At 63.1% G+C, this 22,499-nt stretch carries 22 protein-coding genes; 11 read left to right on the top strand and 11 right to left on the bottom strand.

The annotated features are described in order from the left end of the window. Positions 1–3 precede the first annotated feature (3 nt). Positions 4–684 (top strand): hypothetical protein, encoded by a 681-nt coding sequence (locus ACSSU5_RS07760; protein ID WP_264311417.1) that lies wholly within the window; start codon positions 4–6, stop codon positions 682–684. Further along, entirely contained in the window at positions 671–1,294 is a 624-nt protein-coding gene (locus ACSSU5_RS07755; RefSeq protein WP_492560935.1) for a hypothetical protein, read from the top strand. Before ACSSU5_RS07760 ends, ACSSU5_RS07755 begins: the two co-directional genes overlap by 14 nt. Here the strand turns inward: ACSSU5_RS07755 and ACSSU5_RS07750 are convergent. The 9 genes from ACSSU5_RS07750 to ACSSU5_RS07710 form a co-directional block, all read right to left on the bottom strand. After that, a complete protein-coding gene (locus ACSSU5_RS07750; RefSeq protein WP_264311419.1) occupies positions 1,291–1,887 on the bottom strand; it encodes a MarC family protein in 597 nt (198 codons plus the stop codon). The genes ACSSU5_RS07755 and ACSSU5_RS07750 overlap by 4 nt on opposite strands. 52 nt (positions 1,888–1,939) lie before the next feature. Then, on the bottom strand, positions 1,940–4,711 hold the full coding sequence (locus tag ACSSU5_RS07745; protein ID WP_492560934.1) for a hybrid sensor histidine kinase/response regulator: 2,772 nt from the start codon (positions 4,709–4,711) through the stop codon (positions 1,940–1,942). Positions 4,712–4,846: 135 nt separating this feature from the next. After that, complete coding sequence (gene purD, locus ACSSU5_RS07740; RefSeq protein ID WP_492560933.1) at positions 4,847–6,142, bottom strand: phosphoribosylamine--glycine ligase; 1,296 nt, start codon at positions 6,140–6,142, stop codon at positions 4,847–4,849. A gap of 147 nt (positions 6,143–6,289) precedes the next feature. Further along, positions 6,290–7,897 (bottom strand): bifunctional phosphoribosylaminoimidazolecarboxamide formyltransferase/IMP cyclohydrolase, encoded by a 1,608-nt coding sequence (purH, locus tag ACSSU5_RS07735; protein ID WP_264311422.1) that lies wholly within the window; start codon positions 7,895–7,897, stop codon positions 6,290–6,292. A gap of 80 nt (positions 7,898–7,977) precedes the next feature. Next, entirely contained in the window at positions 7,978–8,298 is a 321-nt protein-coding gene (fis, locus tag ACSSU5_RS07730; RefSeq protein WP_012274390.1) for a DNA-binding transcriptional regulator Fis, read from the bottom strand. Continuing rightward, on the bottom strand, positions 8,295–9,308 hold the full coding sequence (dusB, locus tag ACSSU5_RS07725) for a tRNA dihydrouridine synthase DusB (RefSeq protein WP_492560932.1): 1,014 nt from the start codon (positions 9,306–9,308) through the stop codon (positions 8,295–8,297). The genes fis and dusB overlap by 4 nt, the downstream gene beginning before the upstream one ends. A 174-nt stretch (positions 9,309–9,482) precedes the next feature. After that, on the bottom strand, positions 9,483–10,838 hold the full coding sequence (locus tag ACSSU5_RS07720) for a DUF3426 domain-containing protein (protein ID WP_492560931.1): 1,356 nt from the start codon (positions 10,836–10,838) through the stop codon (positions 9,483–9,485). 40 nt (positions 10,839–10,878) lie between these two features. Further along, a complete protein-coding gene (gene prmA, locus ACSSU5_RS07715; protein WP_264311425.1) occupies positions 10,879–11,757 on the bottom strand; it encodes a 50S ribosomal protein L11 methyltransferase in 879 nt (292 codons plus the stop codon). Between the two features lie 134 nt (positions 11,758–11,891). After that, the gene (locus tag ACSSU5_RS07710; RefSeq protein ID WP_492560930.1) at positions 11,892–12,347 is read right to left on the bottom strand and encodes a MaoC family dehydratase; all 456 of its coding nucleotides are present in this window, start codon (positions 12,345–12,347) and stop codon (positions 11,892–11,894) included. Between the two features lie 144 nt (positions 12,348–12,491). Here ACSSU5_RS07710 and ACSSU5_RS07705 point away from each other — a divergent pair, with 144 nt between their 5' ends. Genes ACSSU5_RS07705 through ACSSU5_RS07695 form a run of 3 tightly spaced genes read left to right on the top strand, consistent with a single transcriptional unit; the run spans position 12,492 to position 14,167 of the window. Beyond that, positions 12,492–12,854: a CidA/LrgA family protein gene (locus ACSSU5_RS07705; protein WP_264311427.1), complete on the top strand. Its 363-nt coding sequence runs from the start codon at positions 12,492–12,494 to the stop codon at positions 12,852–12,854. Next, complete coding sequence (locus ACSSU5_RS07700; RefSeq protein WP_264311428.1) at positions 12,851–13,567, top strand: LrgB family protein; 717 nt, start codon at positions 12,851–12,853, stop codon at positions 13,565–13,567. Before ACSSU5_RS07705 ends, ACSSU5_RS07700 begins: the two co-directional genes overlap by 4 nt. Before the next feature lie 9 nt (positions 13,568–13,576). Continuing rightward, positions 13,577–14,167, top strand: coding sequence for an LON peptidase substrate-binding domain-containing protein (locus ACSSU5_RS07695; RefSeq protein ID WP_264311429.1), 591 nt, complete (start codon positions 13,577–13,579; stop codon positions 14,165–14,167). A gap of 117 nt (positions 14,168–14,284) precedes the next feature. On the opposite strand, the gene ACSSU5_RS07690 is transcribed toward ACSSU5_RS07695, so the two are convergent. After that, a complete protein-coding gene (locus ACSSU5_RS07690; protein ID WP_492560929.1) occupies positions 14,285–15,601 on the bottom strand; it encodes a bifunctional DedA family/phosphatase PAP2 family protein in 1,317 nt (438 codons plus the stop codon). Positions 15,602–15,604: 3 nt separating this feature from the next. Then, entirely contained in the window at positions 15,605–16,273 is a 669-nt protein-coding gene (locus tag ACSSU5_RS07685; RefSeq protein ID WP_492560928.1) for a DNA-3-methyladenine glycosylase, read from the bottom strand. A 294-nt stretch (positions 16,274–16,567) separates the two neighbouring features. On the opposite strand from ACSSU5_RS07685, the gene ACSSU5_RS07680 reads away from it, so the two are divergent. The 6 genes from ACSSU5_RS07680 to rodA are packed head-to-tail and all read left to right on the top strand — an operon-like array spanning position 16,568 to position 22,489. Further along, a complete protein-coding gene (locus ACSSU5_RS07680) occupies positions 16,568–17,839 on the top strand; it encodes a glutamate-5-semialdehyde dehydrogenase (RefSeq protein WP_492560927.1) in 1,272 nt (423 codons plus the stop codon). 1 nt (position 17,840) lies between these two features. Then, on the top strand, positions 17,841–18,500 hold the full coding sequence (nadD, locus tag ACSSU5_RS07675) for a nicotinate-nucleotide adenylyltransferase (RefSeq protein WP_264311433.1): 660 nt from the start codon (positions 17,841–17,843) through the stop codon (positions 18,498–18,500). A gap of 43 nt (positions 18,501–18,543) precedes the next feature. Further along, positions 18,544–18,963, top strand: coding sequence for a ribosome silencing factor (gene rsfS, locus ACSSU5_RS07670; RefSeq protein WP_264311434.1), 420 nt, complete (start codon positions 18,544–18,546; stop codon positions 18,961–18,963). A gap of 10 nt (positions 18,964–18,973) precedes the next feature. Next, a complete protein-coding gene (gene rlmH / locus ACSSU5_RS07665; RefSeq protein WP_023382530.1) occupies positions 18,974–19,441 on the top strand; it encodes a 23S rRNA (pseudouridine(1915)-N(3))-methyltransferase RlmH in 468 nt (155 codons plus the stop codon). Positions 19,442–19,457: 16 nt separating this feature from the next. After that, a complete protein-coding gene (mrdA, locus tag ACSSU5_RS07660) occupies positions 19,458–21,347 on the top strand; it encodes a penicillin-binding protein 2 (RefSeq protein ID WP_264311435.1) in 1,890 nt (629 codons plus the stop codon). A 38-nt stretch (positions 21,348–21,385) separates the two neighbouring features. Further along, positions 21,386–22,489, top strand: coding sequence for a rod shape-determining protein RodA (gene rodA, locus ACSSU5_RS07655; RefSeq protein WP_264314013.1), 1,104 nt, complete (start codon positions 21,386–21,388; stop codon positions 22,487–22,489). Positions 22,490–22,499: the final 10 nt, after the last annotated feature.

The following is a 22,499-nucleotide window of genomic DNA, read 5'->3' as shown; positions in this document are numbered from 1 at the left end:
CCGATGAGTAAGGACGTCTATTCCTTGTGGCTCGTTGGCGGCACGGCCTTGTTGGTTGCCGAAACGGCATTGCCGTCCCGGCAATATGCGCTGGACTCGGTGCTGTTCGCGCAGTTGCGTGCGGACAAACTGCATGGATCACGCTTTGCCGATTACGCGCGCTGGTACAGCAGCTACCGCACAGCCTTGGAGGCGCGTGGTTGGGTGATCCCCTACAGTCGCAGTGATTATCAGCCCCAGCAGGGCAACGCGCCGCTGACTCAACGCCTTACAGATGGCTTGCAGGCTCGTCATCCAAGCCTGGCAGGCTACCTGCAGGCAGCCATTGTCAAACTCTCGCACGATGAGGTGCAGCCATACCTGCGGCCCTTCACCGTGGTCGAACAGGGCCAGGCAGCTCACGTGGTGTATGAGGTGGGTGTGATGCTGCCCGACGCATCCCTGGACCTGTGCGGGCTGGCGTTGAAGAGCGTGCTGCCCGCTGCGCAAATCCACCCTTGCACGGCGTTATCGCCGTCACCCAGCGATAAGGTCGATCTGCGCACCACCCTTGCAACGCTGGGTGATCACGTGGCGGAAGCTGACCGCCAAGGGCTGCACGCGTTGCTCGAACACAAGCAATACGCAGGGCGGATCAGGAACTTGGGCGTACTGAAGCCGGAGGTTAGCCATGCAAACACATGAAGCCACTGTCGTCGGTGCCAGCCTGGTCTCTTTCATCCCCGGTGTCAGCCAGGGGCAGCGCAAGGCCGTCAAGCTCGCTGCGCTGTGGGCCGAGACCGTGACCCTGCAGGACATGACCAAGGAAAACGCGCAGGACCAGTATCAGTATTATCGCAAGAAGTTGATGTATCTGGGGTGGGACGCGAAGTCGGCTGAAGAGGTGCACTGGCCGGACCCTCAACGGCCGAAAATCGTTGACCAGGCGCTGAGCAAAATCGACGCCATCGCAGGCGTTCAGCATTCGAGCAACATGGCACTGGCGCTTGAGGCATTGAAGAAGAACGGCAAGCCGTTGCTGCATTTTGAGTCGCGCAGCAAGGACCGGGCACAGTTTCAGCTTTTGTCCTGCGCCCCGGTGAGTGGTAATTACGTGGACATCGTGGTGTATCACGAGGCCGGCAACGTCGCGGCTTTCACGGCCGGGTTTATGTTTCGTGAGCGCCGCGACACGCAGGTAACCGCAGAGCTGGTGCGTTTCAATACACGCCTGTTCGACCAGGAGCGCCGCAGTGCGGTTGAGCGTGCGCTGGTGAAAATCGCGCTGAAGGAGATCCATGAAATGGAGATCTAGAGCACGAGATAACCCTTGATCCCGGTAAAGATGATCTGCGCCGCCAGGGCACAGACGAACAGCCCCATCAAACGGCTGACGATCTGCAGGCCCTGGTCGCCGAGAATCCGCTCGATGCCGTGCGAGAGGTACAGCACCAGGCCCACGGTGAAGCTGGCCAGCGCGATGCTGACGATGGCCAGCAGCTTGTCGTCCCAGTGCGGCTGGCCCACGCCCATCACCAGCAGGGCGCCGATGGTGCCGGGGCCGACGGTCAGCGGGATGGTCAGCGGCACGATGGTCACATCCTGCTGCACGTTGTCGGCCTGCACGGCGGGTTTGCCTTGGGCCATGCCCAGCGCGGAGATGAACAGCACGCTGCCAGCACCGATGCGGAAGGCGTCGGCGGTGATGCCGAAAATACCGAAGATCGCCCTGCCGAACAGGTACAGCAGAACACTGGCGACCAGTGCGGCAAAGGCCACCTTCCAGGCCAGCTGTTTGCGTTCCTTGCTGGAGTGACCGCGGGTCAGGCTGATGAAGCACGACAGCACGAAGAATGGGCTGTAGAGCACGAGCATCTTCAGGTAGACGCTGAACAACTCATGAAGCATGGGCGTGGATCCTCGGCTGCGGTGGGGCCTGTAGGAACATCATCGGCAGTGTTTACGGGATAGGCGCCGGATCCGTCTTGGCTTCCCGGTGATTCGCCCAATACTGGATCAGCTCGCGCAATTGCGACAACTCAACCGGCTTGGCCATGTGCCCATCCATGCCCGCCAGCTTGGCGCGCTCCTTGTGCTCGGCGAGGATATGCGCGGTCAGCGCCACCACTGGGGTTCGCTGACGCTGGTGTGCGGTTTCCCACGCGCGCAGTTGCTGGGTTGCCGAGAAACCGTCCAACACGGGCATCTCGCAGTCCATCAGCACCAGGTCATAACGCTGCGCTTTCATCGCTTGCAACGCCTCTTCACCATTACAGGCCGTGTCTGGCTCCAGGTTGAGCTTGCCGAGCATGCCGCGGATTACTTTGGTCGAGATGCTGTTGTCTTCGGCGACCAGCACGCGGAAGTCGCTGGGCAGGTCCAAGGCTTGCGGGATGCCGGGGAGGGTGGCTGGCACCGCTTGCTCACGGCCGCGCTGGGCCAACTCTTCGGCCAGGGTGGTCTTCAGTGTATAGCCCGCCACCGGTTTGGCGAGGATCCGCTTGACCCCGGCATTGCGCGCGATGACCTTGCTCGGCGCATTGCTGATACCGGTGAGCATCACCACCAGGATGTCGTGGTTCAGGCTTGGGTCTTCCTTGATCTTGGCGGCCAACTGCATACCGGTCATGCCAGGCATGTTCTGGTCCAGTAGCACGGCATCGAAGTAGTCGCGCAAGTGGGCCTTGGTGCGCAGCAACGCCAGCGCTTCCTTGCCGGACGGCACTGCGCTGACATTCATGCCCCACGCGCTGCACTGCTGCACCAGCACCTTGCGGCAGGTGTCGTTGTCGTCCACCACCAGGACACGGGCATCGCGTAGCGGCCCGTCGAGGTCGGCAGGGGGTTGTTCCAGGCGCGAAGGGTCCAGCGGCAGGGTCAGCCACAGCGTGTTGCCCATGCCACTGCTGCTCTTGATGCCGAATTCGCCCTGCATCAGGCCGATCAGTTGCTTGGCGATGACCAGCCCGAGGTGGCCCCCCAGCTTGTTGCTGGAGAGGAAGTGGTGGCTGTGCAGCTCGGCTTGCAACAGCGCTTCGCGTTCGGTGGCCGGCAACGGTTCGCCGCTGTCCTGCACGGCAATGCGCAAGCGCGGCGCGGCGCCGCGCTGGTCGAGTGCCACCACCAGCAGGATTTCCCCCTGGTCGGTGTTTTTCAGGGCATTTTCCAGCAGGCTCGACAGAGCCTGACGCAGGCGCGTCGGGTCGCCACTGATCACGCGTGGCACCTGTGGCTGGGTAAAGCTGATTAGCTCGATGTTCTGCTGTTCGGCCTTTGCCCGGAAGATGTTCAGGCAGTCCTCGATCAACGCATTGAGGTCGAACTGCACATCGTCCAATTCGATCTGCCGTGACTCCAGCTTGGAGATGTCGAGAATCTCGTTGATCAGCGTCAGCAGCTCGTTGCCGGCGCTGTGGATGGTTTGCACATAATCGCGCTGCTTGACCGACAGCGGCGTGCCGAGCAGCAGCTCGGTCATGCCCAGTACGCCGTTCATCGGGGTGCGGATTTCGTGGCTGATCTTGGCCAGGAACTCGGCCTTGGCGTTGATCTCGGCATCGCTGGCAGCCAGGGCGCGGCTGGCGCTGAAGCGCTCCTCGCTCATGCGCCGCAGGCGTTCGCTGACCGCCAGGTTGAGCAGCAGGCCGCAGATGACGGTCAGGCCCATGAGCACGCACAGCAGCCAGGGCGTCGAGGTACGGGTCAGGCCCAGTAGTGCTGGCAGCAATACCAGGCCGCCGAGGTTGTAGACCCCCATGGCGAGGGTGAACAGGCGTGCGGGCGCGTAGCCCTTGTACCAGTGATAGGCGCTGACCAGCAGCATGCTGACGCTGCCCAGGGCCAGCAGGGCATAAGTCATCAGGTTGAGTGGCAAGGTGTCGACGAACAGCAGCACCAGGCCGCTGAGCGCAGCCACCAGCATCTCGCCTTGCAACAGGCGGTTCAGCCGCGGCGAATGGCACGGCGCGAAAAAATGCAGGGTGAAATACAGGCCGGCCAGGCCCGCGAGGACCAGCGTGAGGTAGGCGGCTGGCGTTTGCGCGCTGTGCCACACATGCCACCAAGGGCCGCTGAGGTTGAGCAGGATCAACCCGCTGAGCATCATCAGCCCGTGGTACACGGCCAGAATCAAGGTGGTGCTGGAGCGGCTGTAGAGGAAGCGGATCAGGTTGTGCAGGATCAGCATCACCAGGCCGCCGAAGAGCATGCCGAACAGCAGCGGTTGGCTTTGGTCCGAGGCGGCCACGGCAGCGGGCTCCAGGCTGATGGCCGGGCGCAGCTGGTGCTCGGAGACCAGACGCAGGTAGATGTCCAGCGGCTGCTTGCTGTTGGGCAGTGGCAGCACATGGTCGCTGCCGCGCAGGGTCGGGCTGGCATTGCCGGCCTGGCGCCCGTGGTGCAGCTGACGGAGTAATTTGTCGCCATCGAGGGCGTAGAGGTCCAGGCCTGAAAGGTCTGGGGCGAACACCCGTAGCAGTTGCTCCTGATCGCCGGGTTCCAGGCGATAGTGCAGCCACAGGGCTTGTTCTGCGGGGGCCGCATCCAGGTCGCCGAGCAGCAGTGGGCTGAACTGGTTGCGATAGCGATCGGAGCGCACGTCGCTCAATTGCAGGTTGGCCTGTTCGTCGAGCAGAACGGACCAGCCTCCGCCCTCGTCGGCCGAGGCCGGGAGCAGGCAGAGCAAGGTCAGCAAGCTGACGATCAGAGCTGTGGCAATCCGAAGCCGACGCACTACGAAATCCCTTCTTAGCCGAGGTGCCGGATACTAACTATGCGCGGCGCGCCAACTCGAAGGCAAGGCCCACACAGGGCCCTGTCGACGAGCCGAAGGCCGTGGGCGCAAGGCGTCACGGCACTTCGGTAAAGGTTACTGCTGGTGTTCACCGCGCTCGCGGGCGATGGCCCGGTAGCCGATGTCGGTACGGTAGAAGCTGCCGTCCCATTTGACCTGCTCTGCCAGGCGGTAGGCCTGCTGCTGAGCGGCTTCGACGGTCTCGCCCAGGGCGGTGGCGCAGAGCACACGGCCGCCGGCGGTCACCACCTGGCCATCTTTGAGGGTAGTGCCAGCATGGAACACCTTGCCTTCGAGCTTGGCCGCTGCGTCCAGGCCGCTGATCGCGTCACCTTTGGCGTAGTCGCCTGGGTAGCCACCGGCAGCCAGCACAACGCCCAGGCTCGGCCGTGGGTCCCACTGGGCTTCAACCTTGTCCAGGGCCTTGGCGAAAGCCGCTTCGATCAGCAGCACCAGGCTCGATTCGAGGCGCAGCATGACCGGTTGGGTTTCCGGGTCGCCGAAGCGGCAGTTGAACTCGATGACCTTGGGGTTGCCCGCCTTGTCGATCATCAGGCCGGCATACAGGAAGCCGGTGTAGACGTTGCCTTCCTCGGCCATGCCGCGCACGGTTGGCCAGATGACCTGGTCCATCACGCGCTGGTGCACGTCGGCGGTAACCACCGGGGCAGGGGAGTAGGCGCCCATGCCACCAGTGTTCGGGCCGGTGTCGGCGTCGCCGACGCGTTTGTGGTCCTGGCTGGTGGCCATCGGCAGCACGTTGTGGCCGTCGACCATGACGATGAAGCTGGCTTCTTCGCCGTCCAGGAACTCTTCGATCACCACACGCGAGCCGGCATCGCCAAAGGCGTTGCCTGCCAGCATGTCACGCACGGCGTCTTCGGCTTCCTGCAGGGTCATGGCGACGATGACGCCTTTGCCCGCAGCCAGGCCGTCGGCCTTGATCACAATCGGCGCACCCTTTTCCTGCAGGTAGGCCAGGGCTGGCTCGATTTCGGTGAAGTTCTGGTAGTCAGCGGTCGGGATCTTGTGACGCGCCAGGAAATCCTTGGTGAAGGCCTTGGAGCCTTCCAGCTGCGCCGCGCCCTTGGTAGGGCCGAAGCAGTCCAGGTTACGGCTGCGGAACAGGTCGACGACACCGGCGACCAGTGGCGCTTCAGGGCCGACGATGGTCAGCTGCACGTTCTGTTCGGCGAAGTCGGCCAGTTGCTCCAGGGCAATGACGTCGATGGCGACGTTTTCGCACTTGGCTTCAGTGGCGGTGCCGGCGTTGCCTGGGGCAACGAAGACTTTCTCGACGCGTGGGTCCTGGGCGACTTTCCAGGCCAGGGCGTGCTCACGGCCGCCGCTGCCGATGATCAAAACTTTCATGTCAAAACCTCGATTCAGGTGATCTCGAGGCTAGCAGCAGACCTGTGAGAGCGGGCTTGCCCCGCGAATGCGGCGGTGAATGCACCATCGTATTCGCGGGGCAAGCCCGCTCCCACAGGGCCGTTGCCAGCCCCGGGATCCATGTAATTAGTGGCGGAAGTGGCGCATACCGGTGAACACCATCGCGATGCCGGCTTCGTCGGCTGCGGCGATGACTTCGGCATCACGCATCGAACCACCTGGCTGGATCACGGCGCTGATACCCACTTTAGCCGCATTGTCGATGCCGTCACGGAACGGGAAGAACGCATCCGACGCCATGACCGCGCCTTGTACCTGCAGGCCAGCATGCTCGGCCTTGATTGCAGCAATGCGCGCGGAGTTGACGCGGCTCATCTGGCCGGCGCCGACGCCGATGGTCTGGCGCTGCTTGGCGTAGACGATGGCGTTGGACTTGACGAACTTGGCCACTTTCCAGGCGAACACCAGGTCGTGGATCTCTTGCTCGGTCGGCGCACGCTTGGTAACGATTTTCAGGTCATCGGCAGTGATCATGCCGTTATCGCGGCTCTGTACCAGCAAACCACCGTTGACACGCTTGAAGTCCCAGCCAGCAGTACGCTCAGCGGGCCATTCGCCGCACTCCAGCAGACGTACGTTCTGCTTGGCGGCAACCACGTCGCGGGCGGCCTGGGAGATTTTCGGGGCGATGATCACTTCGACGAACTGGCGCTCGACGATGGCTTTGGCGGTTTCGCCGTCGAGCTCGCGGTTGAAGGCAATGATGCCGCCAAAGGCCGACTCGGTGTCGGTGGCGTAGGCCAGGTCGTAGGCCTTGCGGATGCCGCCTTCGTCTTCCGGTACCACGGCCACGCCGCACGGGTTGGCGTGCTTGACGATGACGCAGGCAGGTTTGACGAAGCTCTTCACGCACTCCAGCGCGGCGTCGGTGTCGGCCACGTTGTTGAACGACAACTCTTTGCCTTGCAGCTGGATGGCGGTGGAGATGCTGGCTTCACCCTTCTTGGCTTCGACATAGAACGCCGCGCTCTGGTGCGGGTTCTCGCCGTAGCGCATTTCCTGGGCTTTGACGAACTGGCTGTTGAAGGTGCGCGGGAACTCGCTGCGCGCTTCTGTGCTCAGGGTGTCCTTGGCCTGGTCGATGGTGCCCATGTAGTTGGCGATCATGCCGTCATAGGCGGCCGTGTGCTCGAAGGCCTTGAGCATCAGGTCGAAGCGCTGGGCGTAGGTCAGGCCACCGGCTTTCAGGCCGTCGAGGACGTTGGCGTAGTCGCTGGCGTTGACCACGATGGCAACGTCTTTGTGGTTCTTGGCGGCCGAGCGGACCATGGTCGGGCCACCGATGTCGATGTTCTCGATGGCGGTCGGCAGGTCGCAGCCTGGCTTGGAGATGGTGGCTTCGAAGGGGTACAGGTTGACGGCGACCAGGTCGATCGGCTTGATGCCGTGCTCGTTCATGATGGCGTCGTCGATGCCGCGACGGCCCAGAATGCCGCCGTGAATTTTCGGGTGCAGGGTCTTGACCCGGCCATCCATCATTTCGGCGAAGCCGGTGTAGTCGGCCACTTCCACCGCGTTCACGCCGTTATCCTTGAGCAGCTTGTAGGTGCCGCCAGTGGACAGGATCTCGACACCGAGCTGCTGCAGCTCACGGGCGAATTCGAGGATACCGGTCTTGTCGGAGACGCTGATCAGGGCGCGGCGGACTGGCAGGCGGGTAGTCTGGTCGGTCATTTCGGATTCCATAACGCGGTGGAGTCAGCAAAAAAGGCGCCTCTGTTCAGGGAGCCGCCTTTTCTGATTGGGATTCTGGCTTACAGCAAGTCGTACTGCTTGAGCTTCTTGCGCAGGGTGCCTCGGTTGAGCCCGAGCATCTCGCTGGCCTTGGTCTGGTTGCCCTTCACGTAGTTCATCACGCTTTCAAGCAGGGGCGCCTCGACTTCGGAGAGCACCAGGTTGTACACGTCCGTGACGGTCGCGCCTTCCAGGTGGGCGAAGTAGTTGTGCAGCGCCTTCTCGACGCTGTCGCGAAGGGTCTGGCCCTCTTCGCTCGGCGTGTTGAGGTGCTGTTTCAGGTTGGCGTTGTCGCTCACGGGCGTTGTTCCACTCACAAATGTCTCGGTCATCATCGTCATGCGGCCACCCCTTGTCCGTCCTCTGTCTCAAGGCTCTGTCGACGTTCACTGAAAAACGCGCGAACGTTGGCGCACTGCGCTTGTGTGTCTTCCAAAGCATTGAACCGGGAGCGAAACTCCTTGCCGCCGGGTCGTGTCGCCAGGTACCAGCCAACGTGCTTGCGGGCGATACGTACGCCCATCACATCGCCATAGAAGGCATGCAGCGCGGCCAGGTGCTCTAGCAGGATGCGTTCCACTTCGTCCAGCTGCGGGGCCGGCAACTGTTCGCCGGTCCGCAGGTAATGCTCGATCTCGCGAAAGATCCATGGCCGCCCCTGGGCGGCGCGGCCGATCAACAGGCCATCGACCCCGGTGGCGTCCAGTACCGCCCGGGCCTTTTCTGGCGAAGTGATATCGCCGTTGGCAAATACCGGGATAGACACCGACTGCTTGATGGCAGCGATGGTGTCGTATTCGGCCTCGCCGGTGTACAGGTCGGCGCGTGTGCGGCCATGCACCGCCAGCGCCTGGATGCCGGCCTGCTCAGCGATCTTCGCCACATTCAGGCCGTTCTTGTTCGCCCGATCCCACCCTGTGCGGATCTTCAGCGTCACCGGGACGTCCACGGCGCTTACCACGGCGTGGAGAATCTCGCTGACCAAGGCTTCATCTTTCAATAAAGCAGAGCCTGCAGCTTTGTTGCAGACTTTTTTTGCCGGGCAGCCCATGTTGATGTCGATGATCTGGGCACCCGCTTCGACGTTGGCCTTTGCCGCCGCCGCCATCATTTGCGCGTCACCACCGGCGATCTGTACCGAGCGTGGCTCGGGATCGCCTTCGTGGATGCGGCGCAGGCTCGACTTGCGGCTGTTCCACAGGCTCATGTCGCTGGACACCATCTCCGACACCACCATGCCTGCGCCAAGGCGCTTGCAAAGTGTTCGGAAAGGCTGGTCCGTGACCCCGGCCATGGGGGCGAGGATCAGGTTGTTTCGCAGTGTGTATGGGCCGATGCGTACCGCCGACATAGGTGATCCCTGTTGTGGGGCCGAATCTTGGAGTTCGAAAAAGGGTGGGCATGATACCCGCTCTCGGTGACCGGATAAAGATGGATTTGGATAAAATCTGAACAGTTGCCGGCTTATGACTTTTGGTACGGGTAGGCGAACCTGGGGGCGCGGAGTGCCCCCAGGATCAGCTGATTACTCCGGCGAGCGGAAGCTGAGGCTGTAGTTCACAGCCTTGGGGCCCGGATCGAGGATGTCCAGGGCGATGTGGATCGGGGTCTGGCTGGGCATCTCGCCACGCCCGGCCAATTCGCCGGAGAGGTACTCGCTGGGCTTGAAGCGTCGGCTGGCGATCAACTGGCCATTGAGGTCGGCGAACCGTAGCTCCAGCAGCGGGAACGGCTGGGCGAACGGGGCGCGGTTGTAGATGATTGCGTCGACGATCAGCGCACCCTTGAAGTCAGGATGGCTGCGCACCACCAGGTTGCTGCTCTTGATGCGTGCAATGTCGACGCGGGTCGGCACTTGGCAGCCGAACACCGGGCACAATTGCTGGAAGATCGGCCGGTACTGGTCCTGACGGGCCATTTCGTCGAAGTGGAACCAGATGTACTGGAAGGCCAGAAGGCCTGCTGCCAGCAGCGTCAGCAGCCCCCACAGCAAGCGCTTGCCCCAGTTGGCCTGGGGCTTTTCCCAGCCCAGTTGCAGCGGGTCGTCGACCACATCGACCAGCGGTTCCTTGCGCGGCGTGCGCTCGGGTTTGCCGGACAAGCCTGGCTCCAGGCGTTCGCCGGGTAGCGGCTCGACCGGGTCGTCGTCACGGGCTGACAGGTGCAGGTCCAGTTCGTCGTCGTCGCGGGCGTTGAGGCCCTTTTCCGGGGCTGCATCATCGCTGGTGGCGAAGTGCTCGCTGACGAACGCATGGTGCTCGTCGGCCTCGATGCCCCGGCGCACGGGCGGCTCATCGTCGATGTCCAGGTCCAGGTGGCCGCCCAGGGTCGGCTCGGTGCGATCACCCGGGGCCGGCTCCAGGTCCAGAGGTTCCTGTTCCAGCAGGACCGGTGCAGGGGCCGGCGCCTGTTGTGGCTCGAAGCGGTCGTCGGTGGCGTTGCCGAACAGCTTGTCGGCATGCGCGTCCGGCTGATGCTCGTCGCGGCGGGCCTGCAAGCCGTTGTCGGCACGGGCCGGGCGAGACTCGGCAGGGTCGCCGCGCTGTTCGAGGCGGGCCAGTTCCTGGTCCAGGTCCAGTTCATCCAGGGCCTGGGCGGTGAGGGCCCAGTCTTCCTCGATGGCCAGTGGGCGTTCGCTGACGGGCGGATCGGGCGTGACCGCAGGCTCGGCGACCGTCTCGGCAGGCGCTGCCGGTGCTGGCGGTGCCACGGGCGCTTCGTCAGCGCCGGGACGGTTCTGCTCCAGCAGCTGCTTGGCGGCGTTGAACACCTGCAGGCAATGGCCGCAACGCACCACGCCGCGCGCCACACTCAACTGGTGATGGGTGACGCGAAAGCTGGTCTGGCAATGCGGGCACTGGGTGACGAAACTGTCGGTCATGCGGCGATCCGGGGTTATACAGAGGTTATTCTAGGCGCGCTTAACGACGGCGACCACTGATGCGCACCCAACCGTCGCGCACGGCGATCGGGTCCAGCTCGAAGTCGGCGGCGTAGGCAGCAGCCACGTCCTCGCCTTGTTCGGCAAGGATGCCCGACAGAGCCAGCAGGCCACCAGGGCGAACCAGGCCGGACAGCTGTGGCGCCAGCGCGACCAGCGGGCCGGCAAGGATGTTGGCAACCAGTACGTCGGCCTGCATGGCTGGCATGTGCTCGGGCAGGTACAACGCCAGCTTCTGATCGGCGATACCGTTGCGCTGGGCATTGTCGCGCGAGGCTTCAATGGCCTGCACGTCGATGTCGGTACCGACCGCTTCGCGCGCGCCCAGCAGCAATGCCGCGATGGCCAGAATCCCCGAGCCGCAGCCGAAGTCGAGCACCTGGGTGCCTTCGAGTTGCTGGCCGTCGAGCCATTCCAGGCACAGGGCAGTGGTCGGATGGGTGCCGGTGCCAAACGCAAGGCCGGGGTCGAGCAGCAAGTTTACCGCGTCCTTTTCCGGGGCTTCGTGCCAGCTTGGCACGATCCACAGGCGGCGGCCGAAGCGCATGGGCTGGAAGTTGTCCATCCAGCTGCGTTCCCAGTCCTGGTCCTCGATCACTTCGGCCTGGTGCTCGGGCAGCTCGGTGCCGGTCAGCAGGCGGACGTGGGCGAACACCTGCTCAGGTTCGGCATCGGCCTCGAACAGGGCCAGCAAGTGGGTGTGCGACCACAATGGTGTGGTGTTGAGGTCGGGTTCGAAGATCGGCTGATCTTCTGCGTCCACGAACGTGACCGAGACCGCGCCGACTTCGAGCAGGGCGTCTTCGTAGGTTTCGGCTTGTTCCGGGCTGATGGCCAGGCGTACTTGCAGCCAGGGCATGGCGGGCACCTTTGGTAAATCGACAGGGGCAGCCCGAGGCTGCGCGAAGGCTGGCAGTTTACGCGAGTGTGGGGTGTTTGTGGATTGTATCGGGGGCAAGTCGCGAATGGGGCGCGCAGCGCCCCGACAATCGTTCAGACAAAACAGAGTGAAAGGGACTCTGCTATATAGGCAGGCTTTTCTTCCCCTTCGATCTCCAGCGTGGCGATAGCCTTGAGCAGCCATTGCCCGGGCTTTTTCTCCAGCACCTCGGCAAGGTCGACCTTCAGCCGAACCTGGCTGTTCACCTTGACCGGTTGAATGAAGCGCACACTGTCCAGCCCGTAGTTCACGACCATCTTCAACCCTTGCGGCAGGATGAGGATGTCGTCCATCAGCGTGGGGATCAGCGACAAGGTCAGAAAGCCATGGGCAATGGTGCCGCCGAAGGGTGTTTTGGCGGCCTTTTCAGGGTCGACGTGAATGAACTGAAAATCACCCGTGGCCTCGGCAAACAGGTTGATGCGCTGCTGGTCGATGGTCAGCCAGGCGGAACGTCCCAGTTCCTTGCCAACGTACTGCGAAAGCTCTGTAACCGGTACATAAGGCATCGCGACTCTCCAGGGTTGTCAGTTGGTACGAAAGTACAAGATCAGCACGGCGAACCCTTTCAGTCAAGTTGAGCCTTTTTCGGCGAATATCGGCTTATAGCCGTGGCGTGCTTATAATGGCCGCCATGCCCGAGGGAGATGCTTATGCTGTTGCGTGGTTTGACCTGGCTGGTGCTGTTCCAGCTGCTGGGTACGGCGATCAATCACCTGTTTGTGCCGTTTCTGCCGGGGCCGATCATTGGTCTGTTGCTGCTGCTGGCGTTCCTGATGCTCAGGGGCGAAGTCGGCAAGCCGCTCAATGAAGCCGCCAGCAGCCTGTTGCGCTACCTGCCGCTGTTACTGGTGCCGCCGGCGGTGGGGGTGATGGTGTACGCCAAGGATATCGCCGCCGACTTCTGGGCGATTGCCGGTGCGCTGTTTATTTCGTGCCTGCTGACCTTGGTATTCGTTGGCGTGCTGATGCAGAAGCTGATCCACCGCCAGGGCAAGCGCGGGGAGCAGCCATGATGCTCGACTGGCAAGGTGCGCTCGACGCGGTCATCCACCACCCCTTGTTCGGCATCGGCATTACCCTCGGGGCTTACCAGGTGGTGCTCGCTGCCTACGAAAAGACCCGCTGGATCTTCCTGCAGCCGGTGCTGGTCTCAATGCTGCTGGTGATTGGCGTGCTGCTTGTGTGTGGCATCGACTACCGCGAGTACCGCAAAACCACCGAGATCATGAACACGCTGCTGGGGCCTGCTACCGTGGCCCTGGCCGTACCGCTCTATCTCAACCTGCGGCGCATTCGTCAGCTGTTCTGGCCAACCTTTACTACGCTGGTAGTCGGAGGCCTGTTCGCCACCGTCTGCTGCCTGCTGCTGGGCTGGTGGTTCGGTGCCGAACACATGATCCTGATGACCATGGCGCCCAAGTCGGTGACTTCACCGATTGCCATGCTGGTGGCGGAGCAGATTGGCGGCGTGGCAGCGCTGGCTGCTGTGTTCGTGCTGATCACCGGGGTGATCGGCGCGATCTTCGGCCCGGCGCTGTTGACCCGGCTTGGTGTGCACAGCCCTGAAGCGCGCGGCATGTCGTTGGGTGTCACCGCGCATGCGGTGGGCACTTCGGTAGCCTTGCAGGAAAGTGACGAATGCGGCGCGTTCGCCGCGCTGGCGATGAGCCTGATGGGGGTGGCCACGGCGGTGTTCCTGCCGCTTGCGGTCAGCCTGGTGGCTTGAGGAGTTGTGATGACGCTACCGCTGTTTCCCCTCAATACTGTGCTGTTTCCCGGTTGTTTTCTCGATCTGCAGATTTTTGAGGCGCGCTACCTGGACATGATTGGCCGCTGCATGAAGCAGGGCGGGGGCTTTGGTGTGGTGTGCATTCTTGAAGGTGAGCAGGTCGGCAAGGCGCCACCGGTGGTCGCGTCGATCGGCTGCGAAGCGATGATCCGCGATTTCGTGCAGCAGGATAACGGCCTGCTGGGTATCCGCGTCGAAGGTGTGCGGCGTTTCAACCTGGAACAGACCGAAGTGCAGAAGGACCAGTTGCTGGTCGGGCAGGTGCAGTGGCTGCCGGAGCTTGCGGACAGCCCGCTGGGCGAGGCAGACGATGACCTGCTGGCGTTGCTGGTTGCATTGGGCGAGCATCCGATGGTCGAGGCGCTGGACATGCCGCGACCGGTGGAGGGGCGGCAAGCGCTGGCCAATCAGCTGGCGTATCTGCTGCCGTTCATGGAAGAGGACAAGCTGGATCTGCTGACCATCGACTCGCCGCAGTTGCGGCTGGAAGAGATTCAGAGGCTGCTGGAGCGGATTCAGGGTGAGTTGTTTGCCTGATTGATCAGTGTGGCCTGTACCGGCCTCTTCGCGGGGCAAGCCCGCACCCACAGGCAGCCTGCAATGCACCACCTGTGGGAGCGGGCTTGCCCCGCGAAGAGGCCGCAACAGCCACCCTCAATACTGATACCGCTCCAAAGCCTGTGGCAACGCATGCATGGCAAAGAACGCGAGCAGCGCAATACACGCCGGCAACACTAGCCACCACACCCGCAGCGGCAGTGCTCTAAGCGGCTGCCGGTACTGCGTCAAGGTCAAGCTCAGCGCACAGACGCAGCACGCCAGCAGGGCGCCGGCCAGAATATCGGTCGGCCAGTGCGCCCCCAGGTAAACCCGCGACAAGGCAATCGCCAGGGCGGGAATGCACCCCAGCAACACCCAGGTCAGTCGCATCCGTGGCGGCTGACCTCGTCCCGCCAGCACCGCCATCACCAGAAAGAACGCAAACGACGCCGAGCTGTGGCCGCTGGGCATGCTGTAACTCGTCAGTGGGTCGATCAGCACCTCAGGCCGTGCGCGGGCGAACAGCCATTTGAGCGTGCCGTTGGCAAGCGCCGTCCCCATCAATGCGCCGCCCGCAAACAGGGCATGTCGCCATTGCCGGGCGAGCAGCAACAGGCCGGTCAGCAGCCCACCGAGGAAAAACTGGGTGCGAAAATCACCCAGGCGCGTCACCAGCACGACGGCGCCGTCGATGACCTGGCTGCGATGCTCCTGCACCAGTGTCATCACGCCCTGATCGAATTCGTGCAGGTAGGGCCAGCCCAGGAACACACCGGCCAGGGCCGCGAAGCTCAAACCGGCGATCAGTCGCGTGCCGTGGCGTTGGTCGCGCAGGCTGCTGTTCAGGCTCAGGCCGATGAGCACCGCCAAAGTGCCCGCAATGATGCCGGCATCCAGCCAGAAGCCTTCGGGTAACGGCAGGCGCATGGCCGCGCCGGTGGCCCAGCCGGGCAGCAGGTAGGCAACGGACCAGCCGGCGCCTGCCACCAGGCTCACGGCAATGAAGCGCGGCAGCGGCATGTCGAACATGCCAGCGACCATCGGCAGCATGGGCCGTAGCGGCCCTATGAAACGCCCGACCAGCAGGCTGGCGATGCCGTAGCGCTGGAAGTAGGTTTCGGCGCTGCCGATCCATTCCGGGTGGTGGCGCAGCAGTGGCAGGCGGCGGATGTTTTGGTGGAAGTACTTGCCGATCGTGTATGACACGGCGTCACCCAGCAAACCGCCGAGAAAGCCCAGCAGCAGTGTCTCGCCCAGGCTGAAGGTGCCGCTGCCGGCCAGCACGGCGACCGCGAACAGCAACACCGTGCCGGGCACAATGATGCCGGCAATGGCCAGGCACTCGATGCAGGCCACCAGGAAAATCGCCAGGCCAAGCCACTGAGGGTTTGCGCTTAGCCAGCCGGTCAGGCTGTCGAGCCATTGGCCCATGTTTCAGCTTCCTTGTTCGTGTATGAAGAAGTCCCGACCTTCGACTTGGCCGCGACGTATCGGGTTCCGCGTACAGAAGCGGGCGTATTCGGCGTCGACGAAGCGGTAAGGCAGGTGCTCGTCGCGGCCATGGGGGATACCCAGGCGAGCAGCCTGGACTACCCGAGGCACGGCGATGCCGCAGTCTTCGACGTAAAGGCGCTCAGGGTCGAACCGCTGGGCGTCCCAGTGGGGCACTTTCAGGCCCAATGCCCGGCACAGCAGGGTTTGGCCCGCACACAGGCGCTCTGCCGGGCGCAGGTTGCCGCTGGCATCCGGGTTGTTCAACTGCATCTGCGCCAGGCTGTTGGCGTTCGAGATGGCATCCTGCCAAGGGTAGGCGGACTTGATCAGCACTGCATTGCCTGGGCCTTGGGCACTGAAATTCAACGAATCGCCACCGCGGGCGTAGTACATGTAGATGTGGCCGCCATCAAGGAACAGCGCCTTGCGTTTTTCGGTGTAGCCGAGCGAAGCGTGGCTGCCTTTGTCGGTCAGGTAGTAGGCCTCGGTCTCGATGATGCGCGCGGCCAGCCACAGGTCGCCCTGGCGATGGCGAATGACCTTGCCCAGCAGCGCTTTGGCCAGGGTTTGGGCGTCACGGTCGAAAAAGCTGTCGGGCAGGGCTGACATGCGGGCAGTTCGCGGCTGAGGAGGCGGGGATGATAGCAATGAATGGCTTAATCGAGGCTGAACCTGTCGCCCATTCGCGGGCAAGCCCGCTCCCACAGATGCTCGCAAAAACCCTGTGGGAGCGGGCTTGCCCGCGAATGGGCGACAACAGGAGATAGAAATTTCGATAACCCCAGTTACATCTTTCCTACACATTGGCTTCGCCATTTTCTACCATCCGCCACCCGCCGCTGGGCGTACACCTGCGCGGCAGTTATAATCAGCCGATTTCCCCTTCGCCAAGACACCGAACCCATGACTGAGTCCGTTCTTGACTATATGACCCGTTTGGGTCGCGCTGCCCGCCAGGCTTCCCGGGTGATCGGCCGTGCCAGTACTGCGCAGAAAAACCGCGCCTTGCAAGCGGCCGCCGACGCCCTGGACGCCGCGCGTGCCGAGCTGACCGCCGCCAACGAGCTGGACCTCGCCGCAGGCCGTGCCAACGGCCTGGAGCCTGCGCTGCTCGACCGCCTGGCGCTGACCCCGGCGCGTATCGACGGCATGATCACCGGCCTGCGCCAGGTGGCCGGCCTGCCCGACCCGGTCGGTGCCATCCGCGACATGAGCTACCGTCCATCGGGTATTCAGGTTGGCAAGATGCGCGCACCGCTGGGGGTGATCGGGATCATCTACGAATCGCGCCCGAACGTGACCATCGATGCGGCCAGCCTGTGCCTCAAAAGCGGCAATGCGACCATCCTGCGGGGTGGTTCCGAGGCGATCCACTCCAACCGTGCCATCGCCACCTGCATCCAGCGTGGCCTGGCCGAGGCCGGCCTGCCGGCGGCAGTGGTGCAGGTGGTCGAGACCACCGACCGCGAAGCCGTGGGCGCGCTGATCAGCATGCCGGAGTTCGTCGATGTCATCGTACCGCGCGGAGGCCGTGGCCTGATCGAGCGTATCAGCCGCGATGCGCGAGTACCGGTGATCAAACACCTGGACGGCATCTGCCACGTCTACGTCAGCGAACATGCCGACCTGGACAAGGCCTGGCGCGTCGCCTTCAACGCCAAGACCTACCGCTACGGCATCTGTGGCGCCATGGAAACCCTGCTGGTCGACCAGCGCGTGGCCGAACGTTTTCTGCCGGAAATGGCCCGTCGCTTCCTGGAAAAGGGCGTCGAGCTGCGTGGCTGCGAGCGCACGTGCGCAATCATCGATGCCAAGCCGGCCAGCGAAGACGATTGGCACACTGAATACCTGGATGCGATCCTGTCGATTCGTGTAGTCGATGACCTGGACCAGGCCATCGAGCACATCAATCATTATGGCTCGCACCACACCGATTCGATCATCACCGAACACCAGGGGCAGGCCCGCCAGTTCATGGCCGAGGTCGACTCGGCATCGGTGATGCTCAATACCCCGACCTGCTTCGCCGACGGTTTCGAATACGGCCTGGGGGCGGAGATCGGTATTTCCACCGACAAGCTGCATGCCCGTGGCCCGGTCGGCCTGGAAGGGCTGACCTGCGAGAAGTACGTGGTGATCGGCGACGGCCAACTGCGCGGCCAGGAGTCCTGCTGAGTTGAGCAAGGCCCAGGCAGTCCGGCGCATCGGCATTCTAGGCGGTACCTTCGACCCCGTGCACATCGGCCACCTGCGCAGCGCGCTGGAAGTGGCCGAGTTCATGGCGTTGGACGAGTTGCGCCTGCTGCCCAACGCCCGGCCGCCACACCGCGATACGCCGCAAGTGGCTGCGCAGGATCGCCTGGCGATGGTGCGCAGCGCCGTGCAGGGTGCCGAGCGCCTGAGTGTGGACGCCCGCGAGCTTGCCCGCGACAAGCCGTCGTACACCATCGACACCCTGGAGTCGATCCGCGCCGAACTGGGCACGAACGACCAGTTGTTCCTGGTGCTGGGCTGGGATGCCTTTTGTGGGTTGCCCGGCTGGCATCGCTGGGAAGAGCTGCTGCAATACTGTCACATCCTGGTGCTGCAACGCCCGGATGCCGACGTTGAACCCCCTGACGAGCTGCGCAACCTGCTGGCTGCGCGCTCCGAGAGCGATCCCACCGCCATGTCCGGCCCGGCGGGAAATATTTCGTTCGTCTGGCAGACGCCGCTTGCGGTGTCGGCTACACAGATCCGACAGCTGCTGGCCAGCGGCAAATCGGTGAGGTTCCTGGTGCCGGACGCCGTACTGGCCTATATCGAGGCGCACGAACTCTATCGTGCGCCTAACTGACGGTGCCTCTGGCGCCTCATCCAACGAGTTGAACGAGTTTTATATGACCAAGCAGAAAATTTACGGCGACGAACTGGTCGCAGTGACCAAGGCAGCGCTGGAAGACGTCAAGGCCCAGGACATCCAGGTCATCGACGTGCGCGAAAAGCACAGCCTGACCGACTACATGATCATTGCCACCGGTACCTCCAACCGCCAGATCAACGCGATGGCCGAAAAGGTCCGTGAAGCAGTCAAGGCCAAAGGCGCCCAGCCGCTGGGTGAAGAAGGCAAGGGCGACAGCGACTGGGTGTTGCTGGACCTGAACGACGTCATCGTGCACATGATGACCGCCGCTGCCCGCCAGTTCTACGACCTGGAACGCCTGTGGCAGGGCGCCGAGCAAAGCCGTGCCGCCGATGGCAAGCACCACAGCCCGGAGCACGTCCACGAGTACTCCGAAAAGCTCAAAGACCGCGAATAAGGAAAGCGCTGTGCGTCTGCGCCTGATCGCGGTCGGCTCGCGCATGCCCAAGTGGGTCGAGGACGGTTGGCATGAATATGCCAAGCGCCTGCCCCCTGAGCTGTCGCTTGAGCTGGTGGAAATCCCGCTGAACACCCGTGGCAAGAATGCCGACGTCGCTCGCCTGATCCGTCAGGAGGGCGAAGCCATGCTGAGCAAGGTTCAGCCTGGGGAACGCATCGTCACCCTCGAGGTCCATGGCAAGCCCTGGAGTACCGAGCAACTGGCGACCGAGCTGGACCGCTGGCGCCTGGATGCGCGCACGGTGAATTTGATGGTGGGCGGCCCGGAAGGGCTGGCACCTGAGGTCTGCGCACGCGCCGAGCAACGCTGGTCGTTGTCGCCGCTGACGTTGCCGCACCCGTTGGTAAGGATACTCATCGGCGAGCAGATCTATCGCGCCTGGACCGTGTTGTCCGGGCACCCTTACCACAAATGAGCCTGTAAGTAGTCCGATGTCGCAGCCGATTCGTCTCAAGGACCACGAGAAAGACGCCCGCCTGGTGCGTAACCGCGTCGTGGTCGGCGCGGTGGCGATCGTGCTGCTTATCTGCGTCTTGATCGCGCGGCTGTACTACCTGCAGATCATCCAGTACGACTACCACTCGACGCTGTCGGAGAACAACCGGGTGCATGTGCAGCCGATCCCGCCGACCCGCGGGCTGATCTTCGACCGCAACGGGGTGATCATCGCCGATAACCGGCCCAGCTTCAGCCTGTCCATGACCCGCGAACGTGCGGGTAATTGGCAGGAAGTACTGGACAACATCGTCGAAGTGCTGGAGCTGACAGAGGACGACCGCGCCCTCTTCGAAAAACGCATGCGCCAGGGGCGTCGGCCGTTCGAGCCGGTGCCTATCCTGTTCGAGCTGAATGAAGAGCAGATCGCCCGGGTGGCGGTGAACCAATTCCGCCTGCCGGGTGTGGAAGTGGTCGCGCAGTTGGTTCGGCACTACCCGCAAGGTGCGCACTTCGCGCACTCGGTGGGGTATGTCGGGCGCATCAACGAGAAAGAACTGAAAACCCTGGACCCTGTGAACTACAGCGGCACGCACCATATCGGCAAGACCGGTATCGAGCGCTTCTACGAAGATGCCCTGCACGGCCAGGTAGGTTACGAGGAAGTCGAGACCAACGCCCGCGGCCGCGTGCTGCGAGTGCTCAAGCGTACCGACCCGAAGCCTGGCAAGGACATTGTCCTGAGCCTGGACATCAAGCTGCAGGAAGCCGCCGAGGCTGCCCTGGGTGGCCGGCGCGGCGCCGTGGTCGCGCTTGACCCGCGTAGCGGCGAGGTCTTGGCGATGGTCAGCCAGCCCAGCTTTGACCCCAATCTGTTCGTCACCGGTATCAGCTTCAAAGCCTATGCCGAGCTGCGTGATTCGATCGACCGGCCGCTGTTCAACCGTGTGCTGCGTGGCCTGTATCCGCCGGGCTCGACCATCAAACCGGCAGTTGCCATCGCCGGCCTCGACAGTGGTGTGGTGACGGCCAGTAGCCGGGTGTTCGACCCGGGCTACTACCAGTTGCCCAACTATGACCATAAATACCGCAACTGGAACCGCAGTGGCGATGGCTGGGTCGACCTCGACCTGGCGATCATGCGCTCCAATGACACCTACTTCTACGACCTGGCGCACAAAATGGGCATCGACCGTTTGTCCAGCTATATGAACAAATTCGGCCTGGGCCAGAAGGTCTCGCTGGACATGTTCGAGGAATCTTCCGGGCTGATGCCGACACGTGAATGGAAGCGTGCCACCCGCCGCCAGGCCTGGTTCCCGGGTGAAACGCTGATTCTCGGTATCGGCCAGGGCTACATGCAGACCACCCCCTTGCAGATGGCTCAGGCCACCGCGCTGATCGCTAGCAAGGGTAAGTGGCGGCGCCCTCACTTGGCCCGCACCATCGAAGGCCAGCCGCCGGTGGACGAAAGCCCGATCGACGATATCGTGCTGCGTGACCCGTCTGACTGGGCCAAGGTGACTCACGGTATGGAGCAGGTGATGCACAACGCGCGGGGTACCGCTCGGGCCGCTGCCGCCGGCGCCCAGTATCGCATTGCCGGCAAGAGCGGTACGGCCCAGGTGGTGGCCATCAAGCAGGGCGAGAAGTACGACCGTAACAAGGTCCAGGAACGTCACCGTGACCACGCCTTGTTCGTGGGCTTCGCGCCGGCACAAGATCCCAAGATCGTGATCGCGGTCATGATCGAGAATGGCGAGGCCGGGGGTCGGGTTGCCGCGCCGGTGATGCGTCAGGTGATGGACGCCTGGCTGCTCGATGAGAACGGCCGTCTGAAAACCGAGTTCGCGCCAGCGACTGTTGCTCAGGAGTTGGCCCCGTGATGAACAATTTCGATCGCATGCTCTCCAGCGAGGATGTGATGCGTCGGCGCGCCAGCTTTCTGCAGCGCATTCATATCGATGGCCCCTTGCTGGTCATCCTCCTGGCCCTGGCGGCCGGTAGCCTGTTCGTCCTCTATTCGGCCAGTGGCAAGAACTGGGACCTGCTGCTCAAACAAGCCACCTCGTTCGGTATCGGTCTGGTGTCGATGTTCGTCATCGCCCAGCTGGAGCCGCGCTTCATGGCGCGCTGGGTGCCGTTGGCCTACCTGGTCGGCGTGTTGCTGCTGGTGGTGGTGGACGTCATGGGCCATAACGCCATGGGTGCCACGCGCTGGATCAACATTCCCGGGGTGATCCGCTTCCAGCCCTCGGAATTCATGAAGATCATCATGCCGGCGACCATCGCCTGGTACTTGTCCAAGCGCACCTTGCCGCCGCACCTCAAGCATGTGGCGATCAGCCTTGTCCTGATCGGTGTGCCGTTCATTCTCATCGTCCGCCAGCCTGACCTGGGGACGGCGCTGCTGATTCTCGCCTCCGGTGCGTTCGTGCTGTTCATGGGCGGGTTGCGCTGGCGCTGGATCGTCAGTGTGGTGGCTGCGGCGGTGCCGGTGGCGGTTGCCATGTGGTTCTTTGTCATGCACGACTACCAGAAGCAACGTGTGCTGACCTTCCTTGACCCGGAAAGCGACCCGCTGGGCACGGGCTGGAACATCATCCAGTCCAAGGCCGCGATCGGCTCGGGCGGGGTCTTCGGCAAAGGCTGGCTGCTGGGTACCCAGTCGCACCTGGACTTTTTGCCCGAGAGCCACACCGACTTCATCATCGCGGTGCTGGGTGAGGAGTTCGGCCTGGTGGGCATCTGCCTGCTGCTGATCGTCTATCTGCTGCTGATCGGTCGCGGCCTGATGATCACGGCTCAGGCGCAGACCCTGTTCGGCAAGCTGCTGGCAGGCAGCCTGACGATGACCTTCTTTGTATACGTGTTCGTCAATATCGGTATGGTCAGCGGCCTTCTGCCCGTGGTGGGCGTGCCGCTGCCCTTCATCAGCTATGGCGGAACTTCGTTGGTGACGCTGCTGTCAGCGTTTGGCGTTCTGATGTCGATCCATACGCACCGCAAATGGATCGCACAGGTTTGAATAAGGTGAA

The sequence above is a fragment of the Pseudomonas sp. E1MeOHC2 genome, from assembly GCF_058745025.1.
Note: the sequence above shows the minus strand (reverse complement) of the source record. Positions and strands in the feature narration are given on the sequence as shown.

Coding starts and splice junctions, on each gene's coding strand:
- ACSSU5_RS07720 (WP_492560931.1), bottom strand. CDS start 10,838: ATGACCGACAGTTTCGTCACCCAGTGCCCGCATTGCCAGACCAGCTTT.
- prmA (WP_264311425.1), bottom strand. CDS start 11,757: ATGCCCTGGCTGCAAGTACGCCTGGCCATCAGCCCGGAACAAGCCGAA.
- ACSSU5_RS07695 (WP_264311429.1), top strand. CDS start 13,577: ATGACGCTACCGCTGTTTCCCCTCAATACTGTGCTGTTTCCCGGTTGT.
- ACSSU5_RS07755 (WP_492560935.1), top strand. CDS start 671: ATGCAAACACATGAAGCCACTGTCGTCGGTGCCAGCCTGGTCTCTTTC.
- rsfS (WP_264311434.1), top strand. CDS start 18,544: ATGACCAAGCAGAAAATTTACGGCGACGAACTGGTCGCAGTGACCAAG.
- ACSSU5_RS07700 (WP_264311428.1), top strand. CDS start 12,851: ATGATGCTCGACTGGCAAGGTGCGCTCGACGCGGTCATCCACCACCCC.
- ACSSU5_RS07750 (WP_264311419.1), bottom strand. CDS start 1,887: ATGCTTCATGAGTTGTTCAGCGTCTACCTGAAGATGCTCGTGCTCTAC.
- ACSSU5_RS07705 (WP_264311427.1), top strand. CDS start 12,492: ATGCTGTTGCGTGGTTTGACCTGGCTGGTGCTGTTCCAGCTGCTGGGT.
- fis (WP_012274390.1), bottom strand. CDS start 8,298: ATGACGATGATGACCGAGACATTTGTGAGTGGAACAACGCCCGTGAGC.
- rodA (WP_264314013.1), top strand. CDS start 21,386: ATGCGTCGGCGCGCCAGCTTTCTGCAGCGCATTCATATCGATGGCCCC.
- ACSSU5_RS07760 (WP_264311417.1), top strand. CDS start 4: ATGAGTAAGGACGTCTATTCCTTGTGGCTCGTTGGCGGCACGGCCTTG.
- mrdA (WP_264311435.1), top strand. CDS start 19,458: ATGTCGCAGCCGATTCGTCTCAAGGACCACGAGAAAGACGCCCGCCTG.
- ACSSU5_RS07690 (WP_492560929.1), bottom strand. CDS start 15,601: ATGGGCCAATGGCTCGACAGCCTGACCGGCTGGCTAAGCGCAAACCCT.
- dusB (WP_492560932.1), bottom strand. CDS start 9,308: ATGTCGGCGGTACGCATCGGCCCATACACACTGCGAAACAACCTGATC.
- ACSSU5_RS07680 (WP_492560927.1), top strand. CDS start 16,568: ATGACTGAGTCCGTTCTTGACTATATGACCCGTTTGGGTCGCGCTGCC.
- purD (WP_492560933.1), bottom strand. CDS start 6,142: ATGAAAGTTTTGATCATCGGCAGCGGCGGCCGTGAGCACGCCCTGGCC.
- ACSSU5_RS07685 (WP_492560928.1), bottom strand. CDS start 16,273: ATGTCAGCCCTGCCCGACAGCTTTTTCGACCGTGACGCCCAAACCCTG.
- ACSSU5_RS07710 (WP_492560930.1), bottom strand. CDS start 12,347: ATGCCTTATGTACCGGTTACAGAGCTTTCGCAGTACGTTGGCAAGGAA.
- purH (WP_264311422.1), bottom strand. CDS start 7,897: ATGACCGACCAGACTACCCGCCTGCCAGTCCGCCGCGCCCTGATCAGC.